At 73.1% G+C, this 13,943-nt stretch carries 10 protein-coding genes; 6 read left to right on the forward strand and 4 right to left on the reverse strand.

Translation table 11 applies throughout. The features are described 5' to 3' along the window. Positions 1-16 precede the first annotated feature (16 nt). Positions 17-781 (reverse strand): glycerophosphodiester phosphodiesterase family protein, encoded by a 765-nt coding sequence (locus tag ACH4VO_RS30555; protein ID WP_360997345.1) that lies wholly within the window; start codon positions 779-781, stop codon positions 17-19. Next, positions 778-1,521: a hypothetical protein gene (locus tag ACH4VO_RS30560; protein WP_360997347.1), complete on the reverse strand. Its 744-nt coding sequence runs from the start codon at positions 1,519-1,521 to the stop codon at positions 778-780. The genes ACH4VO_RS30555 and ACH4VO_RS30560 overlap by 4 nt, the downstream gene beginning before the upstream one ends. A gap of 101 nt (positions 1,522-1,622) precedes the next feature. Between ACH4VO_RS30560 and ACH4VO_RS30565 the strand changes: the two genes are divergently transcribed. Next, on the forward strand, positions 1,623-3,122 hold the full coding sequence (locus ACH4VO_RS30565) for a PLP-dependent aminotransferase family protein (RefSeq protein WP_360997349.1): 1,500 nt from the start codon (positions 1,623-1,625) through the stop codon (positions 3,120-3,122). Between the two features lie 12 nt (positions 3,123-3,134). Here ACH4VO_RS30565 and ACH4VO_RS30570 read toward each other — a convergent pair whose 3' ends face one another. Further along, positions 3,135-4,742, reverse strand: a complete 1,608-nt coding sequence (locus tag ACH4VO_RS30570) for a hypothetical protein (RefSeq protein WP_360997350.1) — start codon at positions 4,740-4,742, stop codon at positions 3,135-3,137. A 37-nt stretch (positions 4,743-4,779) separates the two neighbouring features. Beyond that, entirely contained in the window at positions 4,780-4,974 is a 195-nt protein-coding gene (locus tag ACH4VO_RS30575; RefSeq protein WP_014044751.1) for a hypothetical protein, read from the reverse strand. Positions 4,975-5,321: 347 nt separating this feature from the next. On the opposite strand from ACH4VO_RS30575, the gene ACH4VO_RS30580 reads away from it, so the two are divergent. The 5 genes from ACH4VO_RS30580 to ACH4VO_RS30600 all read left to right on the forward strand — a co-directional run bounded on the left by ACH4VO_RS30580 (position 5,322) and on the right by ACH4VO_RS30600 (position 13,925). Next, positions 5,322-5,714 carry an ankyrin repeat domain-containing protein gene (locus ACH4VO_RS30580; RefSeq protein ID WP_360997352.1) on the forward strand — a complete coding sequence of 131 codons (393 nt, stop codon included), beginning with the start codon at positions 5,322-5,324 and terminating at the stop codon, positions 5,712-5,714. Between the two features lie 239 nt (positions 5,715-5,953). Continuing rightward, positions 5,954-7,372, forward strand: coding sequence for a HEAT repeat domain-containing protein (locus ACH4VO_RS30585; RefSeq protein WP_360997353.1), 1,419 nt, complete (start codon positions 5,954-5,956; stop codon positions 7,370-7,372). A gap of 218 nt (positions 7,373-7,590) precedes the next feature. After that, on the forward strand, positions 7,591-11,205 hold the full coding sequence (locus ACH4VO_RS30590; protein WP_360997355.1) for a hydantoinase B/oxoprolinase family protein: 3,615 nt from the start codon (positions 7,591-7,593) through the stop codon (positions 11,203-11,205). Between the two features lie 217 nt (positions 11,206-11,422). After that, the gene (locus ACH4VO_RS30595) at positions 11,423-12,949 is read left to right on the forward strand and encodes a hypothetical protein (protein ID WP_360997357.1); all 1,527 of its coding nucleotides are present in this window, start codon (positions 11,423-11,425) and stop codon (positions 12,947-12,949) included. Between the two features lie 70 nt (positions 12,950-13,019). Then, entirely contained in the window at positions 13,020-13,925 is a 906-nt protein-coding gene (locus tag ACH4VO_RS30600; protein WP_360997358.1) for a hypothetical protein, read from the forward strand. Positions 13,926-13,943 lie beyond the last annotated feature (18 nt).

Here is a 13,943-nt window from a genome sequence, read left to right on the forward strand (position 1 = left end):
GCGGCGGGGCGCGGCGTCAGGACCAGGCGCCCCGCTCGCTCAGCACCGTGCGCAGCGCCTCGATGTGATCGGTCATGATGCCATCCACCCCGAGGTCCAGGAGGGCCGCCATCCGTTCCGGTTCGTTCACGGTCCAGACGTGGACCTGCAGGCCGCGTGCGTGCGCGGTGCGCACGAAGGCGCGGTCGACCACCCGGATGCCGTTCTGCGTCTCCGGGACCTGGGCGCACACCGCTCCTGCGCGCAGCGCCGCCGGTATGCCGTACGAGCGCAGCCGCAGGCCCAGCACCCCGCGCACCCCGTACGAGGTGGCCAGCCGCGGACCCGCGAGGCGGTGCGCGCGGGCGACCCGCGTCTCCGAGAACGAGCCCACGCACACCCGGTCCCAGGCGCCGGTCCTGCGGATCAGCTCGACGAGCGGGACCAGGGCGGAGCCGGCCTTGAGGTCCACGTTCCAGCGGGCCTCGGGGAACTCCTCCAGCAACTCCTCGAAGAGCGCCAGCGGCTCGCTGCCGGCCACCCTCGCCCGGCTCACCTCGCTCCAGGGCAGATCGGCTATCCGCCCCCGGGAGTCCGTCACGCGGTCCAGCGTCGCGTCGTGGAACGCGACCAGGCGGCCGTCCGAGGTGGTGTGCACATCGGTCTCGAAGTAGCGGTAGCCCGCGCCGGCCGCGCGCCGGAAGGCGGCTGCCGTGTTCTCCCTGCCGTCCGCCGCCCCGCCGCGGTGGGCGAAGGCGAGGGGCGAGGGGTGGTCCAGATAGGGATGGCGTCCAGAAGTCACTGCGGAAGTATCGCCGCTCGCGGTGTCCGGCCGGCGACGCCGGGGGTGTCGTCGGCCGGTGTGGCGCTGTCCGTCGCGTGGCCGACCGGGGTACCGCCGTACGGTGGGCGGTCGCCGGGCGTGCGGTCGTCCGGCGCGGGGATGGCGAAGACGCGCAGGAAGAACTGGGCGAGCGGTCCGATCGCCAGGGCGTAGAGCACGGTGCCGGCGCCGAGCGAGCCGCCGAGGACGAACCCGGTCACCACGACGGTCGCCTCGATCGCCGTGCGCACCAGCCTGACCGAGCGCCCGGTGACCCGGCGCAGGCCGGTCATCAGCCCGTCGCGCGGCCCCGGACCGAAACGGGCCGAGATGTACAGGCCCGTGGCGACACCGTTCAGGACGACGCCCGCGGCCATGACCGGTATCTGTGCCCAGAGCCCGTGCACATCGGGTACGACGGCGAGCGTGCCGTCCATCGAGACGCCGACGGCGAAGACGTTGGAGACGGTCCCCAGCCCCGGGCGCTGCCTGATCGGGATCCACAGGAGCAGAACCACGGCGCCGACGGCGATCGAGACGACGCCGATGGACATGCCGGTCCGCTCGGCGAGGCCCTGGTGCAGCACCCCCCACGGTTCGAGTCCGAGGCCGGCGCGCACCAGGAGCGCCGAACTCGCCCCGTACAGGGCCAGACCCGCGTACAGAAAGGTCAGCCGACGGGTGAGGCGGGTCCCGCGCCGGGCGTTGGTGTCGGACAAGTGGTGCCCCCTGTGTGGTGGTGGTGGACTGCCGCATGTCACTCTGTGGCGGGGGATTGGCCTACAACTATGGCCAATCCGAGGAAGGTGGACTGATTTTCATGGCGCAGTGGACCTCGACCGTCGGTGCGGGACAGCTCGCCCGCCAGCTCCGGGCCCAGCAGACCCGGCCTGTGGCCCCGGGCAGCCGCAAACCGCCCGCCTACCGTGCGCTCGCCGACGGAGTGCGCCTGCTCGTCCTGGAGGGCCGCGTACCGGTCGCCGCCCGGCTCCCCGCCGAACGGGAGCTCGCGCTGGCCCTGTCGCTCAGCCGCACCACCGTCGCCGCCGCCTATGAGGCACTGCGGGCCGAGGGCTTCCTGGAGTCGCGGCGCGGGGCCGGCAGCTGGACGGCGGTCCCGGCGGGCAACCCGCTTCCCGCGCGCGGCCTGGAGCCCCTGCCGCCGGAGTCCCTCGGCTCGATGATCGACCTCGGCTGCGCCTCGCTGCCCGCCCCGGAGCCCTGGCTGACCCGGGCCGTCCAGGGAGCCCTGGAGGAACTGCCGCCGTACGCGCACACCCACGGGGACTACCCGGCCGGGCTGCCCGCCCTGCGGCAGATGATCGCCGACCGCTACACCGCGAGCGGCATCCCCACCATGCCCGAACAGATCATGGTCACCACCGGGGCGATGGGCGCCATCGACGCGATCTGCCATCTGTTCGCCGGGCGCGGCGAGCGCATCGCCGTGGAGTCCCCGAGCTACGCCAACATCCTCCAGCTCATGCGCGAGGCGGGTGCCAGGCTGGTGCCCGTGGCGATGGAGGAGGGCCTCGGCGGCTGGGACATGAACCGCTGGCGCCAGGTGCTGCGCGACGCCGCGCCCCGCCTCGCCTACGTCGTCGCGGACTTCCACAACCCGACCGGTGCCCTGGCCGACGAGGAGCGGCGCCGTGCCCTGGTGGAGGCCGCCCGCTCCGCGGGGACCGTCCTGGTCGTCGACGAGACCATGCACGAGCTGTACCTGGACGACGAGGTCCGGATGCCACGCAGGGTCTGCGCGTTCGACCCGGCGGGCAGCACGGTGCTCACCGTCGGGTCCGCGAGCAAGGCCTTCTGGGCCGGCATGCGGATCGGCTGGGTGCGGGCGGCACCGGACGTCATCCGCAGCCTCGTCGCCGCCCGCGCCTACGCCGACATGGGGACACCGGTCCTGGAACAGCTCGCCATCAACTGGCTTATGCGCACCGGCGGCTGGGAACAGGCCGTGGCCGTCCGGCGCGAGCAGGCCCGGGAGAACAGGGACGACCTGGTGCGCGCGGTGCGCCGCGAGCTCCCGGATTGGGAGTTCGAGGTCCCGCGCGGCGGTCTCACCCTCTGGGTGCGCACCGGCGGCCTCTCCGGGTCGCGGCTGGCCGTGGCGGGGGAGCGGGTCGGCGTACGGGTTCCGTCGGGGCCGAGGTTCGGGGTCGACGGCGCCTTCGAGGGCTATGTGCGGCTGCCCTTCACCGTGGGGGGCCCGGTGGCCGAGGAGGCCGCTCTGCGGCTCGCCGCGGCAGCCGGACTGGTCCGGTCCGGGGCGGGTGCGGGAGCCGATACGCCACGGACGTTCGTGGCCTGAGGCCCCCACGCCTCACCTCTCGGCGGCCGCAGGGGCCGAGACCAGCGCCTCCGCCCGTACGGACGGGGACGCCGCGGCTACGCCGGCCTCCGGTGCCTCCTGCTCCACCACCCGCGGCGCTCCGGGCAGCAGGTCGAGCACCGCCTGCCGGTGCGCCTCGCTCGTGGCGTCGTCGTACGGGTCGGGGGTGGCCGGGACCTGGAGCCGCAGGACCGGTCCGGCGCCGAGCCGGGTGTAGCCGCGCCCCGGGGGCACGTCGGGGGTCGGGGTGGTGGGAGGCCGGCCGCCGAGCACGGCCTCGACCTCGTCGAGGGTCGCGGGGCCGAGGACGGCCCGGGCCCGGGTGTGGCTCCGTACGGTCTCCGTGAGGGCGTCGAGGCCGTCGAAGTGGTCGGCGACGACGACCGTCACACCCGCGGCCCGCCCGTGCCGCAGGGGGACCTGGAGCAACTCCTGCGGATCGGTCCCTCCGTCGGCGGCCGCCAGGTGCCCGAGCGCGCTCGGGCGGTCCAGCAGGATCCAGAGCGGGCGCCTGATGTCCTCGGGTTCGGGGTGCCCGGCCTGGCGGGCGCGGTCGGCCGCGATGAGCCGGCGTTCGGTCTCGTGCGAGGCCCATTCGAGCGTCGCCAGGGCCCCGGCCAGGCCGCACTCCACGGCGAGTACGCCCTCGCGTCCGGACAGGCACCCGTACTCGCCGTGGCCGCCGCCGTCGACCACGAGGACGTCGCCCTGCTGGAGGGCCTGTAGGGCGAGGGAGCGCACCAGGGTCGTGGCGCCGCTGCCCGGATGCCCGGCGACCAGCAGGTGGGGCTCCGTGGAGCGGGCGCCGGTACGCCAGACCACCGGTGAGGCGTCACGCGTGGTGTCGCCGTCCCGGACGGGCACGGTGCGCCGGACCGCGTCGGCGTCGGTGAAGCCCAGCACGGTCTCCCCGGGAGAGGTGACGAAGCGCTGGGCGGCGATCGTGGTGGGAAGGGCGTCGAGCACCGTCATGACGAGCCTGTTGCCCTCCTCGTCCCACGCGAAGTGGTATTCGCGGCCCCGGCCGGACTTCGTGTGGAGCACCTGCTCGACGCGGGCCCGTGAGGGGGGATCGCCGTCCGTGAAGTAGGCGGGGTAGTTCACCTCGAGCCGGGTGAGGCGGCCGTTCCCGTCGAACGCGTAGGACGTGCCGAAGGCCTTCTCCCAGTCACCGCCGTGGGAGAACAGCGGAGCGGGGTCGTCGCTCACGGAGAAATGCGGCACCAGGGCCTCGTACAGCGCCCGGAGCCGGATCTCCTCCGACTCGGCGGGGCCGGTCCTCGCCGGGGTGCGCTCCCGGCCCCTCCACGCGGCGGCGCCCATCACCGAGACGAGGGCCAGCAGGGGCCCGTAGGGGATGAGCGCCAGCACGAGGACGCAGGCCACCACGAGGAACAGCGCGTGCCCGCGCCGGTCCTTGGGCGTCGCTGCCCATTTCAGCCGTCCCGCTCCGGCCAGCAGCCGCAGGCCGCGGGTGACCGTGATCAGCGGATGGAGGACGTCGGTGGCGCTGTCGGCGGCGGAGCGCGCCACCTCTCGACTGCGCGTGATCGAAGCGCTGCCGCTGCGCAGGATGCGGGGGAGTGGTCGCCGGGCCACGTCGGTCTCCTGAAGGGGTGGGAGCGGTTGCGGGGCGTCAGAACTTGATCCCGCCCAGCATGCTGGCGAGGCTCGCCCCGCCGGCCGTGATGCTCGGCGCGATGGCGGTGCCGGCCAGGTAGAAGCCGAACAGGGCGCAGATGAGGGCGTGGGAGGCCTTGAGCCCGTCCTTCTTGAAGAACAGGAAGACGATGATGCCGAGCAGTACCACGCCCGAGATGGAGAGGATCATGAGCGGTTCTCCTGGTTGAGGGGACAGTCACCATGAGTACTTCCAGCATCACAAGATGTATCTATACGATAAAAGGTGCGATCGAGTGAAAAGAGAGAGATTTCACTCGATCGGCGGGGAGCGGAATGCATTCACCGGGCAGCAGGCGGTAGCAGAAAGGCGGCCTCGGGGGCGGAAGGGGAGGTTCCACATGGTGATCTCCCGCCGGAGCCGGGCAGGCTCATGTCGGTCACGGAGCAGTACCCTGTCGGTTCACTCGTACGGCCCCGTGCCGTACCCCCACACGTCCGCGAACCGGCCGTCATCACGCCGGGCCCGGCACACAGTCATGGAAGGCGGTCCGTGCGATGAGCGAAGCACCCGATCCCGAGGTGGTCGAGCTGGCGGCCAAGGTCTTCGACCTGGCCCGCCGCGGCGAGGCCGACGTGCTCGCCGCCTACGTCGACGCGGGTGTACCCGCGAACCTCACCAACGACCGGGGCGACTCGCTGCTGATGCTCGCCGCCTACCACGGGCACGCGCCCGCCGTCAGCGCCCTCGCCGGCCGCGGCGCCGACCCCGACCGGGCCAACGACCGGGGGCAGACCCCGCTCGCCGGGGCCGTCTTCAAGGGCGAGCGCACGGTGATCGACGCGCTGCTCGCCGCGGGGGCCGATCCGGCCGCCGGAACACCGTCCGCCGTGGACACCGCACGCATGTTCGGCAAGGCCGACCTGCTGGAACTCTTCGGTGCCCGCTGAGACGCGCTCCGCGGCGCCGGCTGACCGGTCCGCCGTAAATGTGGTCGCGTCGGCGAAATGGCTGGGTCATCATGACGTCGCGGGTCCGCTCAGGACCACCGACGAGAGGCAGAGGAAAGATGAGCACCAGGCAGAAGACGGCGGTCGGCCGATCATGTCGCTGCGCGGCATAGTGCCCTCCCGGCACTCGGAACAGCACAGTCCCGGTTGCGTCGACAGCTTGATGTGAGGCTTTCCCCATGTTCGATCCGTTCATAGCGCCGAGCGGCACCCTGCTCGGCCTGCTGCAGAGGGGCCGCGGCGACGGCACACTCCACGCGCTCGCCGCACCGCGTACCGAGGCCCTCGCGGCCCTCAACCACTGCGTACTGAGCGATCCGCGTCACGACTGGCAGGTCGAGAACCGCTCCCTCTACTACGCACGCCTCTACCTCGATCTCGACGGCGGCACGGAGCAGATCGAGCGGCACCTGTGGGACCCCGAGGACCACCTCGACACCGACGACTCACGCACGGGCCTCGCGCTCTCGGTGCTCGGCCACCTAGCCTCCTACGGCCGTGACGACGCCCTCCGGCTCCTGCGGCGGTACGCGGCGACAGGGACGAACTGGGCCTGGGCCCTGGACGAGCTGGCCCTGCGCGACGACGACCCCGGACTGCGCTCACTCGCCGAACCCGTACTGGCCCGCTTCCCCGCCACGGCGCAGGGCGGAGCCGAACTGGCCGCGGCGGTACGCGACGCCTTCGAACCGCGCCCCTGGCGACTGTGGGCCGACGACCCCCGCGCAACCGTCGGCGCCCGGGTCAGGGCCGCGGCGGAACAGGGCTCCTTCGACCGGTGGCAGCGGCAGATGCGGCCCGGCGGCCCGCGTCCCGGCTGGAGCGTCCAGGCGGTCTTCGACTGGGCCCAGGAGGGACTGGAGCGGGGCAGCGTGCTCCACGTACCGGCGGCCCGCTGCCTCTCCGCCGTCGCCGGGGCCGGGGACCGCCCCCTGATCACCGAAGCCGCGCGCAGCGGCTCCGACGGCGCCCGGTCCGCGGCCCTGCACTACCTGGCCGGGGTGCGGGACCCCGCCGTGCTCGACCTGATCGAGCAGGCCGTCGCCTGCCCGTCGCGCACCGTCGCCGACGCGGCCGTGGCCGCCTTCGAGCGCATGTGCGGGGACGACGCGGTGCGCCGGGCCCGGCGCTGGGCACGGCGGCCCGACGCCCTCGGGGCGTCGGCGGCCGGCGTGCTGGCCTCCCGCGGCGGAGCGCAGGACGCCCCGCTCGTCCTCGCCGCCCTGCGCGAGGCCGTCCGGGGCGAAGGCACCGACACGGCACGACTGGGGACCCTCGCCGACGGCACCGGCCGCCTGGGCATCGCCTGCGCCGCGCCCGTACTGCGCCACGTCTACCGGGAGACCTCCTCCTCCCACCTGCGCGGACGGGCCGCCCGCGCCCTGGCCGCCACCGACCCGTCCTTCGCCACCGGTTTCGCCGTCGAGTGCCTCTGGGACTGCGAGGAGAGCACCCGGGAGCTGGCCGCGCGCCATGCCGAGACCGGGGACGTCCGGGTCGCCGAGCGCCTGCGGCGGCTCGCCGCCGACCCCGCCGAGGAGGCCGAGGTGCAGACGGCGGTCCGCAGCAGGATCGGCCCCGACGCGCCGGCGGTCTGACTCCCGGCGCCCGGTCGGAACGACCGGATCCGGCGGCGTCGCTCCCGGCAGGCAGCGGCACGGTGATGCGTGGCTTCACCGTCCTCGCCTCCCGCGTCGGTGCGCGGTGCGGGCTGCCTCCGTCCGGCGTATCGCCGAGCGGGGGCCTCCGGAACACACCGGGCCGACCTCGCGCACGCGTCCTTCCTGCGGGGGTCCGTCCACGCCAGAATGGAGGGATGACCGGACGCTGGGAGTTCTGGATCGACCGCGGCGGCACCTTCACCGACGTGGTGGGACGCGACCCCGACGGGCACCTGGTCAGCCGCAAACTCCTCTCCCACGACCCTGACCGCTACCGCGACGCCGCCGTCGCGGGCATCCGGCTGCTGCTCGGCCTCGGGCCTCGCGAACCGGTTCCCGCCGACCGGGTCGCGGGAGTCAAGATGGGCACCACCGTCGCCACCAACGCCCTGCTGGAGCGGCGGGGCGAGCCGACCGTCCTCGTCATCACCGAAGGCTTCCGGGACGCCCTGAGGATCGCGTACCAGAACCGGCCGCACCTCTTCGACCGCCGTATCCTCCTCCCCGAGGCCGTGTACGACCGGGTGGTCGAGGTCCCGGAACGGATCGACGCGAACGGCCGGATCGTGCGGCCCCTCGACCGGGCCGCCGTCGCGGAACGGCTCGGACAGGTGCGGGGGGAGGGTGTCCGCAGCGCCGCGATCGTCCTCATGCACGGCTACCGCCACCCCGACCACGAGAAGGCCGTCGCCGCGGAGGCCAGGGACGCGGGCTTCACCCAGGTCAGCTGCTCGCACGAGGTCAGCCCACTGATCAAGCTCGTACCGCGCGGCGACACGACGGTCGTCGACGCCTACCTCTCACCCATCCTGCGCCGGTACGTCGAAGAGGTGGCCGCCGAACTGAGCGGCATCCGGCTGATGTTCATGCAGTCCAGCGGCGGACTGCGGGAGGCGGCCCACTTCCGGGGCAAGGACGCGGTGCTCTCCGGGCCCGCCGGGGGCGTCGTCGGCATGGTGCGCACGTCCGAACAGGCGGGCTACGGCCGGGTCATCGGCTTCGACATGGGCGGCACCTCCACGGACGTGTCCCACTACGCGGGCGAGTTCGAGAGGGAGCTCGGGACACAGGTGGCCGGCGTGCGGATGCGCGCACCCATGATGAGCATCCACACCGTCGCCGCCGGCGGTGGGTCGATTCTCCACTTCGACGGACGGCGCTACCAGGTCGGTCCCGACTCCGCGGGCGCCGACCCCGGCCCCGCCTGCTACCGCCGGGGCGGACCGCTGACCGTCACCGACGCGAACGTGATGCTCGGCCGGATCCGTTCCGCCCATTTCCCTGCCGTCTTCGGGCCGGACGGCGACCTCCCGCTGGACGAGGACGTCGTCCGGGAGGGCTTCGAAGAGCTCGCCCACGAGGTCGCAGCCGCCACCGGACAGCCCCGCACCGCCGCGGAGGTCGCCGCGGGCTTCCTGGAGATCGCCGTCCTCAACATGGCGAACGCTGTCAAGAAGATCTCCGTCCAGCGCGGCCACGACATCACCCGCTACGCGCTCACGAGCTTCGGTGGGGCGGGCGGCCAGCACGCCTGCGCGGTCGCCGACGCCCTGGGCGTCGACACCGTCCTCGTACCACCGCTCGCCGGGGTCCTCTCCGCGTACGGCATCGGTCTCGCCGACGCCACCGCGATGCGCGAGCAGTCCGTCGAGGCCGAACTGAGCCGGGGGACCAGGACCCAGGTGGGCGCCCTCTGCGACGACCTGGCGGCGCGCACCCGAGCCGAACTCCGTGCCGACGGGATCCCCGACACGGCCATCGGCACCCGGTCACGCGTCATCCTGCGCTACGCGGGCACCGACGCCGGCCTGCCCGTCGACCTGGGCACGGTCGCCGCCATGACCGAGGCGTTCACCTCGGTCCACCGTGCCCGCTACGGCTTCACGATGCGCAAGCCCCTCGTGGTGGAGGCGGTCACCGTGGAGGCGACCGGTACGGCCGGACCGCCCGCTCCCCATCCTTCCGGCCAGCCCTCCGGCGAAGGCGTGACGCCGCCACGACCCCTGCGGAGCGTGCGGATGTTCATCGGGGGCCGGTGGCAGGAATCCGGCCTGTACCGGCGCCGGGATCTACGGCCGTCGGACACGGTGACCGGCCCGGCCGTCGTCACCGAGGACGACGCCACCACGATCGTCGCCCCCGGGTGGCGGGCCGTCCCCGGGCCTGCCGGGCACCTCGTGCTGGACCGGGTGAGCCCGCGCCCCGAACGGACCGCCGTCGGCACCCGGGTCGACCCCGTCCTGCTCGAGGTGTTCAACAACCTCTTCATGTCGATCGCCGAACAGATGGGTGTGCGTCTGGAGAGCACGGCCCACTCCGTCAACATCAAGGAGCGGCTGGACTTCTCCTGCGCGCTGTTCGCCGCGGACGGTAGCCTCGTCGCCAACGCCCCGCACATCCCCGTACACCTCGGGTCGATGGGGGAGTCCATCCGGGAGGTGCTGCGGCGCAACGCGGGCTCCCTGCGGCCCGGCGACGTCTACGCCGTCAACGACCCGTACCACGGCGGCACGCATCTGCCCGACGTCACTGTCGTGACACCCGTGTTCGACGAACCGGAGGACGGACGGCAGCGCCGGCTGCGCTTCCTGGTGGCGTCCCGCGGCCACCACGCCGAGATCGGCGGGATCACCCCCGGGTCCATGCCCGCCTTCAGCCGCACGATCCACGAGGAAGGCGTGCTGTTCGACAACTGGCTGCTGGTACGCGACGGAGAACTCCGCGAGGCCGAGACCCTGGAACTGCTCACCACCGCCGCGTACCCCTCGCGGGACCCCGCCGCCAACCTGGCCGACCTGCGCGCCCAGATCGCGGCCAACGAGAAGGGCATCGCGGAACTGCGGCGCATGGTGCGGCAGTTCGGGCAGGACGCCGTCGAGGCCTACATGGGCCACGTCCAGGACAACGCGGAGGAGTCCGTACGCCGGATCGTGGCCCGGCTCGACGACGGAGCCTGCCGTTACCGGACCGACAGCGGCGCGGTCATCGAGGTCGCGGTGACCGTGGACCGCACCGCACGCAGCGCCGTCCTCGACTTCACCGGCACCTCACCGCAGCAGCCCGGCAACTTCAACGCCCCGACGTCCGTCGTCATGGCAGCCGTCCTGTACGTCTTCAGGACGCTCGTCGCCGAGGACATCCCGCTCAACAGCGGTTGTCTCAAGCCTCTGGACGTACGCGTCCCGGAGAGGTCCATGCTGGCACCCGTCCACCCCGCGGCGACCGTCGCGGGCAACGTGGAGACCTCCCAGGCCGTGACCGGCGCCCTCTACGCGGCCCTGGGCGTCCAGGCGGAGGGATCGGGCACGATGAACAACCTCACCTTCGGCAACGAGCGCGTCCAGTACTACGAGACGGTCGCGAGCGGATCGGGGGCCGGTGACGGATTCCACGGCGCCGACGTCGTGCAGACCCATATGACCAACTCCCGGCTCACCGACCCCGAGATCCTGGAATGGCGATACCCGGTCCTGCTGGAGAGCTTCGGGGTGCGGGCGGGCAGCGGCGGAACCGGCCGGTGGCACGGCGGGTGCGGGGCCGAACGCAGGCTCCGCTTCCTCGAACCCGTCACCGTCGCACTGCTCTCCGGACACCGCCGGGTGGCACCGTACGGCATGGCGGGCGGCGGACCCGGAGCCCTCGGGGACCAGCACATCGAGCGGGCCGACGGGACCCTCACCCCCCTGAACGGCTGCGACACCGCCGAACTGGACACCGGGGACGTGCTGGTGCTGCGTACCCCGGGCGGGGGCGGTTACGGGGCCCCATGAGGGCCCGTAATTCCCGGTGGGCGCGCGACGACAGCTACGGCACCTCGCCGCGTTGCCGAAACGTCCCCATACATCCAGTATGCGGACGCTCCTCCGCCGTGCGATGCACCGCATCTGACGCCGCGCGCTGATCCACCGGGAATTGCGGGACAGCCCGTAGCCGGTCGCTTCTGCGCCGTTTCGACCGTTGTCGGTCCGAGGACCTAATCTGTGCAGCGTGACTTCGCCCGCCGACACCGACACCGCTCCGCCCCAGCTCAGCGCCGGACCGCGGCCCGCCCCGGGCCCCGCCGCCGACGAGGGGCTCTCGCGTCGGCTGCGCGCGCTCGCCTGTACCGCCCCGCTGCACGACCTCGACGTACGCAAGGCGAATCTCGCCGGGGAGTACACGGTCTACGCGATGGCCGAGGTCGCCCTGGCGGCGATCGATCTGGTCACGCTCACCATGGATTTCGACACCGGCGCCGACCATGAGCAGATAGTGGCCAGACTCCTCCCGCGGGTGGCGGCCCAGGCCCCCGCAAGACCCGTCGCCGAGCACGAACGGGTCGCCCGCTGGGTGCTGGAGAACCTGATCAACGTGGGCAGCGTGGACCGCGGCTTCCGCGCGGTGTACGGCACCTTCGGACCGGACGGCGTCTACGTCCGCAGGGACTACGACTTCAAACTCGTCGAGGAAGTACCGGGCCACGGCGGCAGCGTCTACCTCCGGGCCACCGACGAGGCGGTCAACGTCCTGGTCGGCGCGCTGGACACGGACGTCACCAGCGCACAGATCGCCGCCGAGGTGAAGCTGGAGGTCCTCGTCAGCCGGGGGCGCCTCGCCGACGCCCAACTCGCCGCCGAACAGGCCCGTTACCGCACCGTGCAGTACGCCGAGACCCTCCGTAGGACGCTCGATGCGACCCGGCGCAACGTCCGCGCCGTCGACTGGCTCAACGCCGTCCCCGACATGATCGCCGAAGCGCTGGACCACGTGGCCGACCGCTACCGCCACGAGAACGCGATCCTCACCAACATCCGCAAGGCCAGGGACGAGGCCGGGGAGCCGGAGAACAAGCGTCGCGCCGCCGAGCTCGTCGACATCGTCAAGGACTGCATCCGCCGCCACACCCAGCTGCAGTCCAGGCTGCTGGAGGCCGGACCGCTCTTCCGCGCCGAACAGGACCGGCAGGCGTTCGCCACCCCCACGGCACGCGTCGGACTCGACCTGTACGGTCAGCTCCTCGCACCCCTGCTGCCGCTCCCCGTCGAACAGGCCACCCGGGCCACCGACGCCTTCTTCGGCCACGGCACAGGACTGCGCGCCCCCTCCTCGGCCCGCCTCGGCGACCTCGTCGACATGCTGCTCACGCCGCCGGTGGAGCGCGAGCACCTGGGCGCGGAGATGCCGGAGCCGGACCTCGTCGCCACCCCCGACGACAGCAGGTTCAGCGAGGAGCAGCTGGCGAGTGCCATGGAACTGCTCGACCTGGAGCACGACGCGCCCCGCAGGCTCTCCGGACTCCTCGCCGACGCCAGGCGCCGTGACCCCGACCTGCCCTACCTCGTCGCCCTGCTCGCGGTCCACGCGGCGAGCCCCCCGGTCGGCACCGCCTACCGCCAGGGCGAGCGGCGGCTGCTCTTCGCCGTCGACGACGGCACCCCGCTCGAGGACGCCGAGTTCGGCGGGGCCGACCTGATAGTGGGCATGGCTCTGCTGGACGCCGCGGGCATGGCCGCGGACCGGAAGGACGCCTCATGACGGCCCCCCGGCCGGCCACCGCCTTCCCGCCGCACCCCGAGCACCCCACCCGTACCGAGGAGTTCCCGAGTTGAGCGAGCAGTACGCCGAGCACACCGAAGCGTGGGACGAGCCGTCGCCCGCGGACGGCGCCGCACCGCCGGCCGCTCCTGCGGCGGTCACCCCCGCGGACGCGGCCGACGCGGCCCGGCTCGTCTCCTTCGGACTGCAGCCCAAACTCCTGCCCGCCCGCGACGCCACGTACGCCGATCTGCTGCGCCGCTACCGCGAGGAGCCGGCCTTCGCCCGCCTCGCGGACGCCGTCGCCACCGGGCTCGGACTCATCGTCCTGGAGGTCTCCACCCGTGCCGGGATGGCCGTGACCGCCGCGGAGGACTCGGTCTTCGCGGTGCGCATGGGCGACTACGCCCGGCGGGCCTCGTCCGACGCCGCCGACCGCTTCCTGCACGGTCTGGCCCACCTCGCCGTCGCCGCCATGGCCTTCCCCCGCCCCGAGGACCTCGCCGACGACGCCTACATCGGCCGTATCACCGTCAACGGCGTCGACGCCTTCGTCCGCCAGGCCTGCCACCGCCTGGAGGAGCGCGCCGAGCAGCAGGGTGACAACACCGACCCGGCCACCGACGCGCCCGGACTGGAGTCGGGGTGGCGCATCTACGCCCGTCGCAGTGCCACGGGCGCCACCAAGGACGCCCGCAGGCTCGCCGGCTCCACCACCGGCATCATCGGCAAGGCCGTGGCCTTCCTCACCGACTCGGGGTTCCTCCAGCGCACCGGGGACGACGCGGGTGGCGCGTACCGCACCACAGCCCGCTACCAGCTCCAGGTACGGGACATGGCGGGCAGCGCCGCCATGGCCGAGCTGCTGGAGCTCGGCGTCGTCCCGGTCACGGACGGCTCCGCCACCCTGCTGCCCCCGCCCGACGCCGACGGCCTGGAGCTGGCCGCCGACGCGGGGCTGCCGTTCCACTCCTGACCACTCCCCACCCGCTGA

The sequence above is a fragment of the Streptomyces sp. NPDC020780 genome (assembly GCF_044334475.1).
Classification (GTDB): Bacteria; Actinomycetota; Actinomycetes; order Streptomycetales; family Streptomycetaceae; genus Streptomyces.

What these genes read in the sequence shown, in the direction of transcription:
- ACH4VO_RS30565 (WP_360997349.1), top strand. Translation starts at nt 1,623, where the DNA reads ATGGCGCAGTGGACCTCGACCGTCGGTGCGGGACAGCTCGCCCGCCAG.
- ACH4VO_RS30575 (WP_014044751.1), bottom strand. Translation starts at nt 4,974, where the DNA reads ATGATCCTCTCCATCTCGGGCGTGGTACTGCTCGGCATCATCGTCTTC.
- ACH4VO_RS30585 (WP_360997353.1), top strand. Translation starts at nt 5,954, where the DNA reads ATGTTCGATCCGTTCATAGCGCCGAGCGGCACCCTGCTCGGCCTGCTG.
- ACH4VO_RS30590 (WP_360997355.1), top strand. Translation starts at nt 7,591, where the DNA reads ATGACCGGACGCTGGGAGTTCTGGATCGACCGCGGCGGCACCTTCACC.
- ACH4VO_RS30580 (WP_360997352.1), top strand. Translation starts at nt 5,322, where the DNA reads ATGAGCGAAGCACCCGATCCCGAGGTGGTCGAGCTGGCGGCCAAGGTC.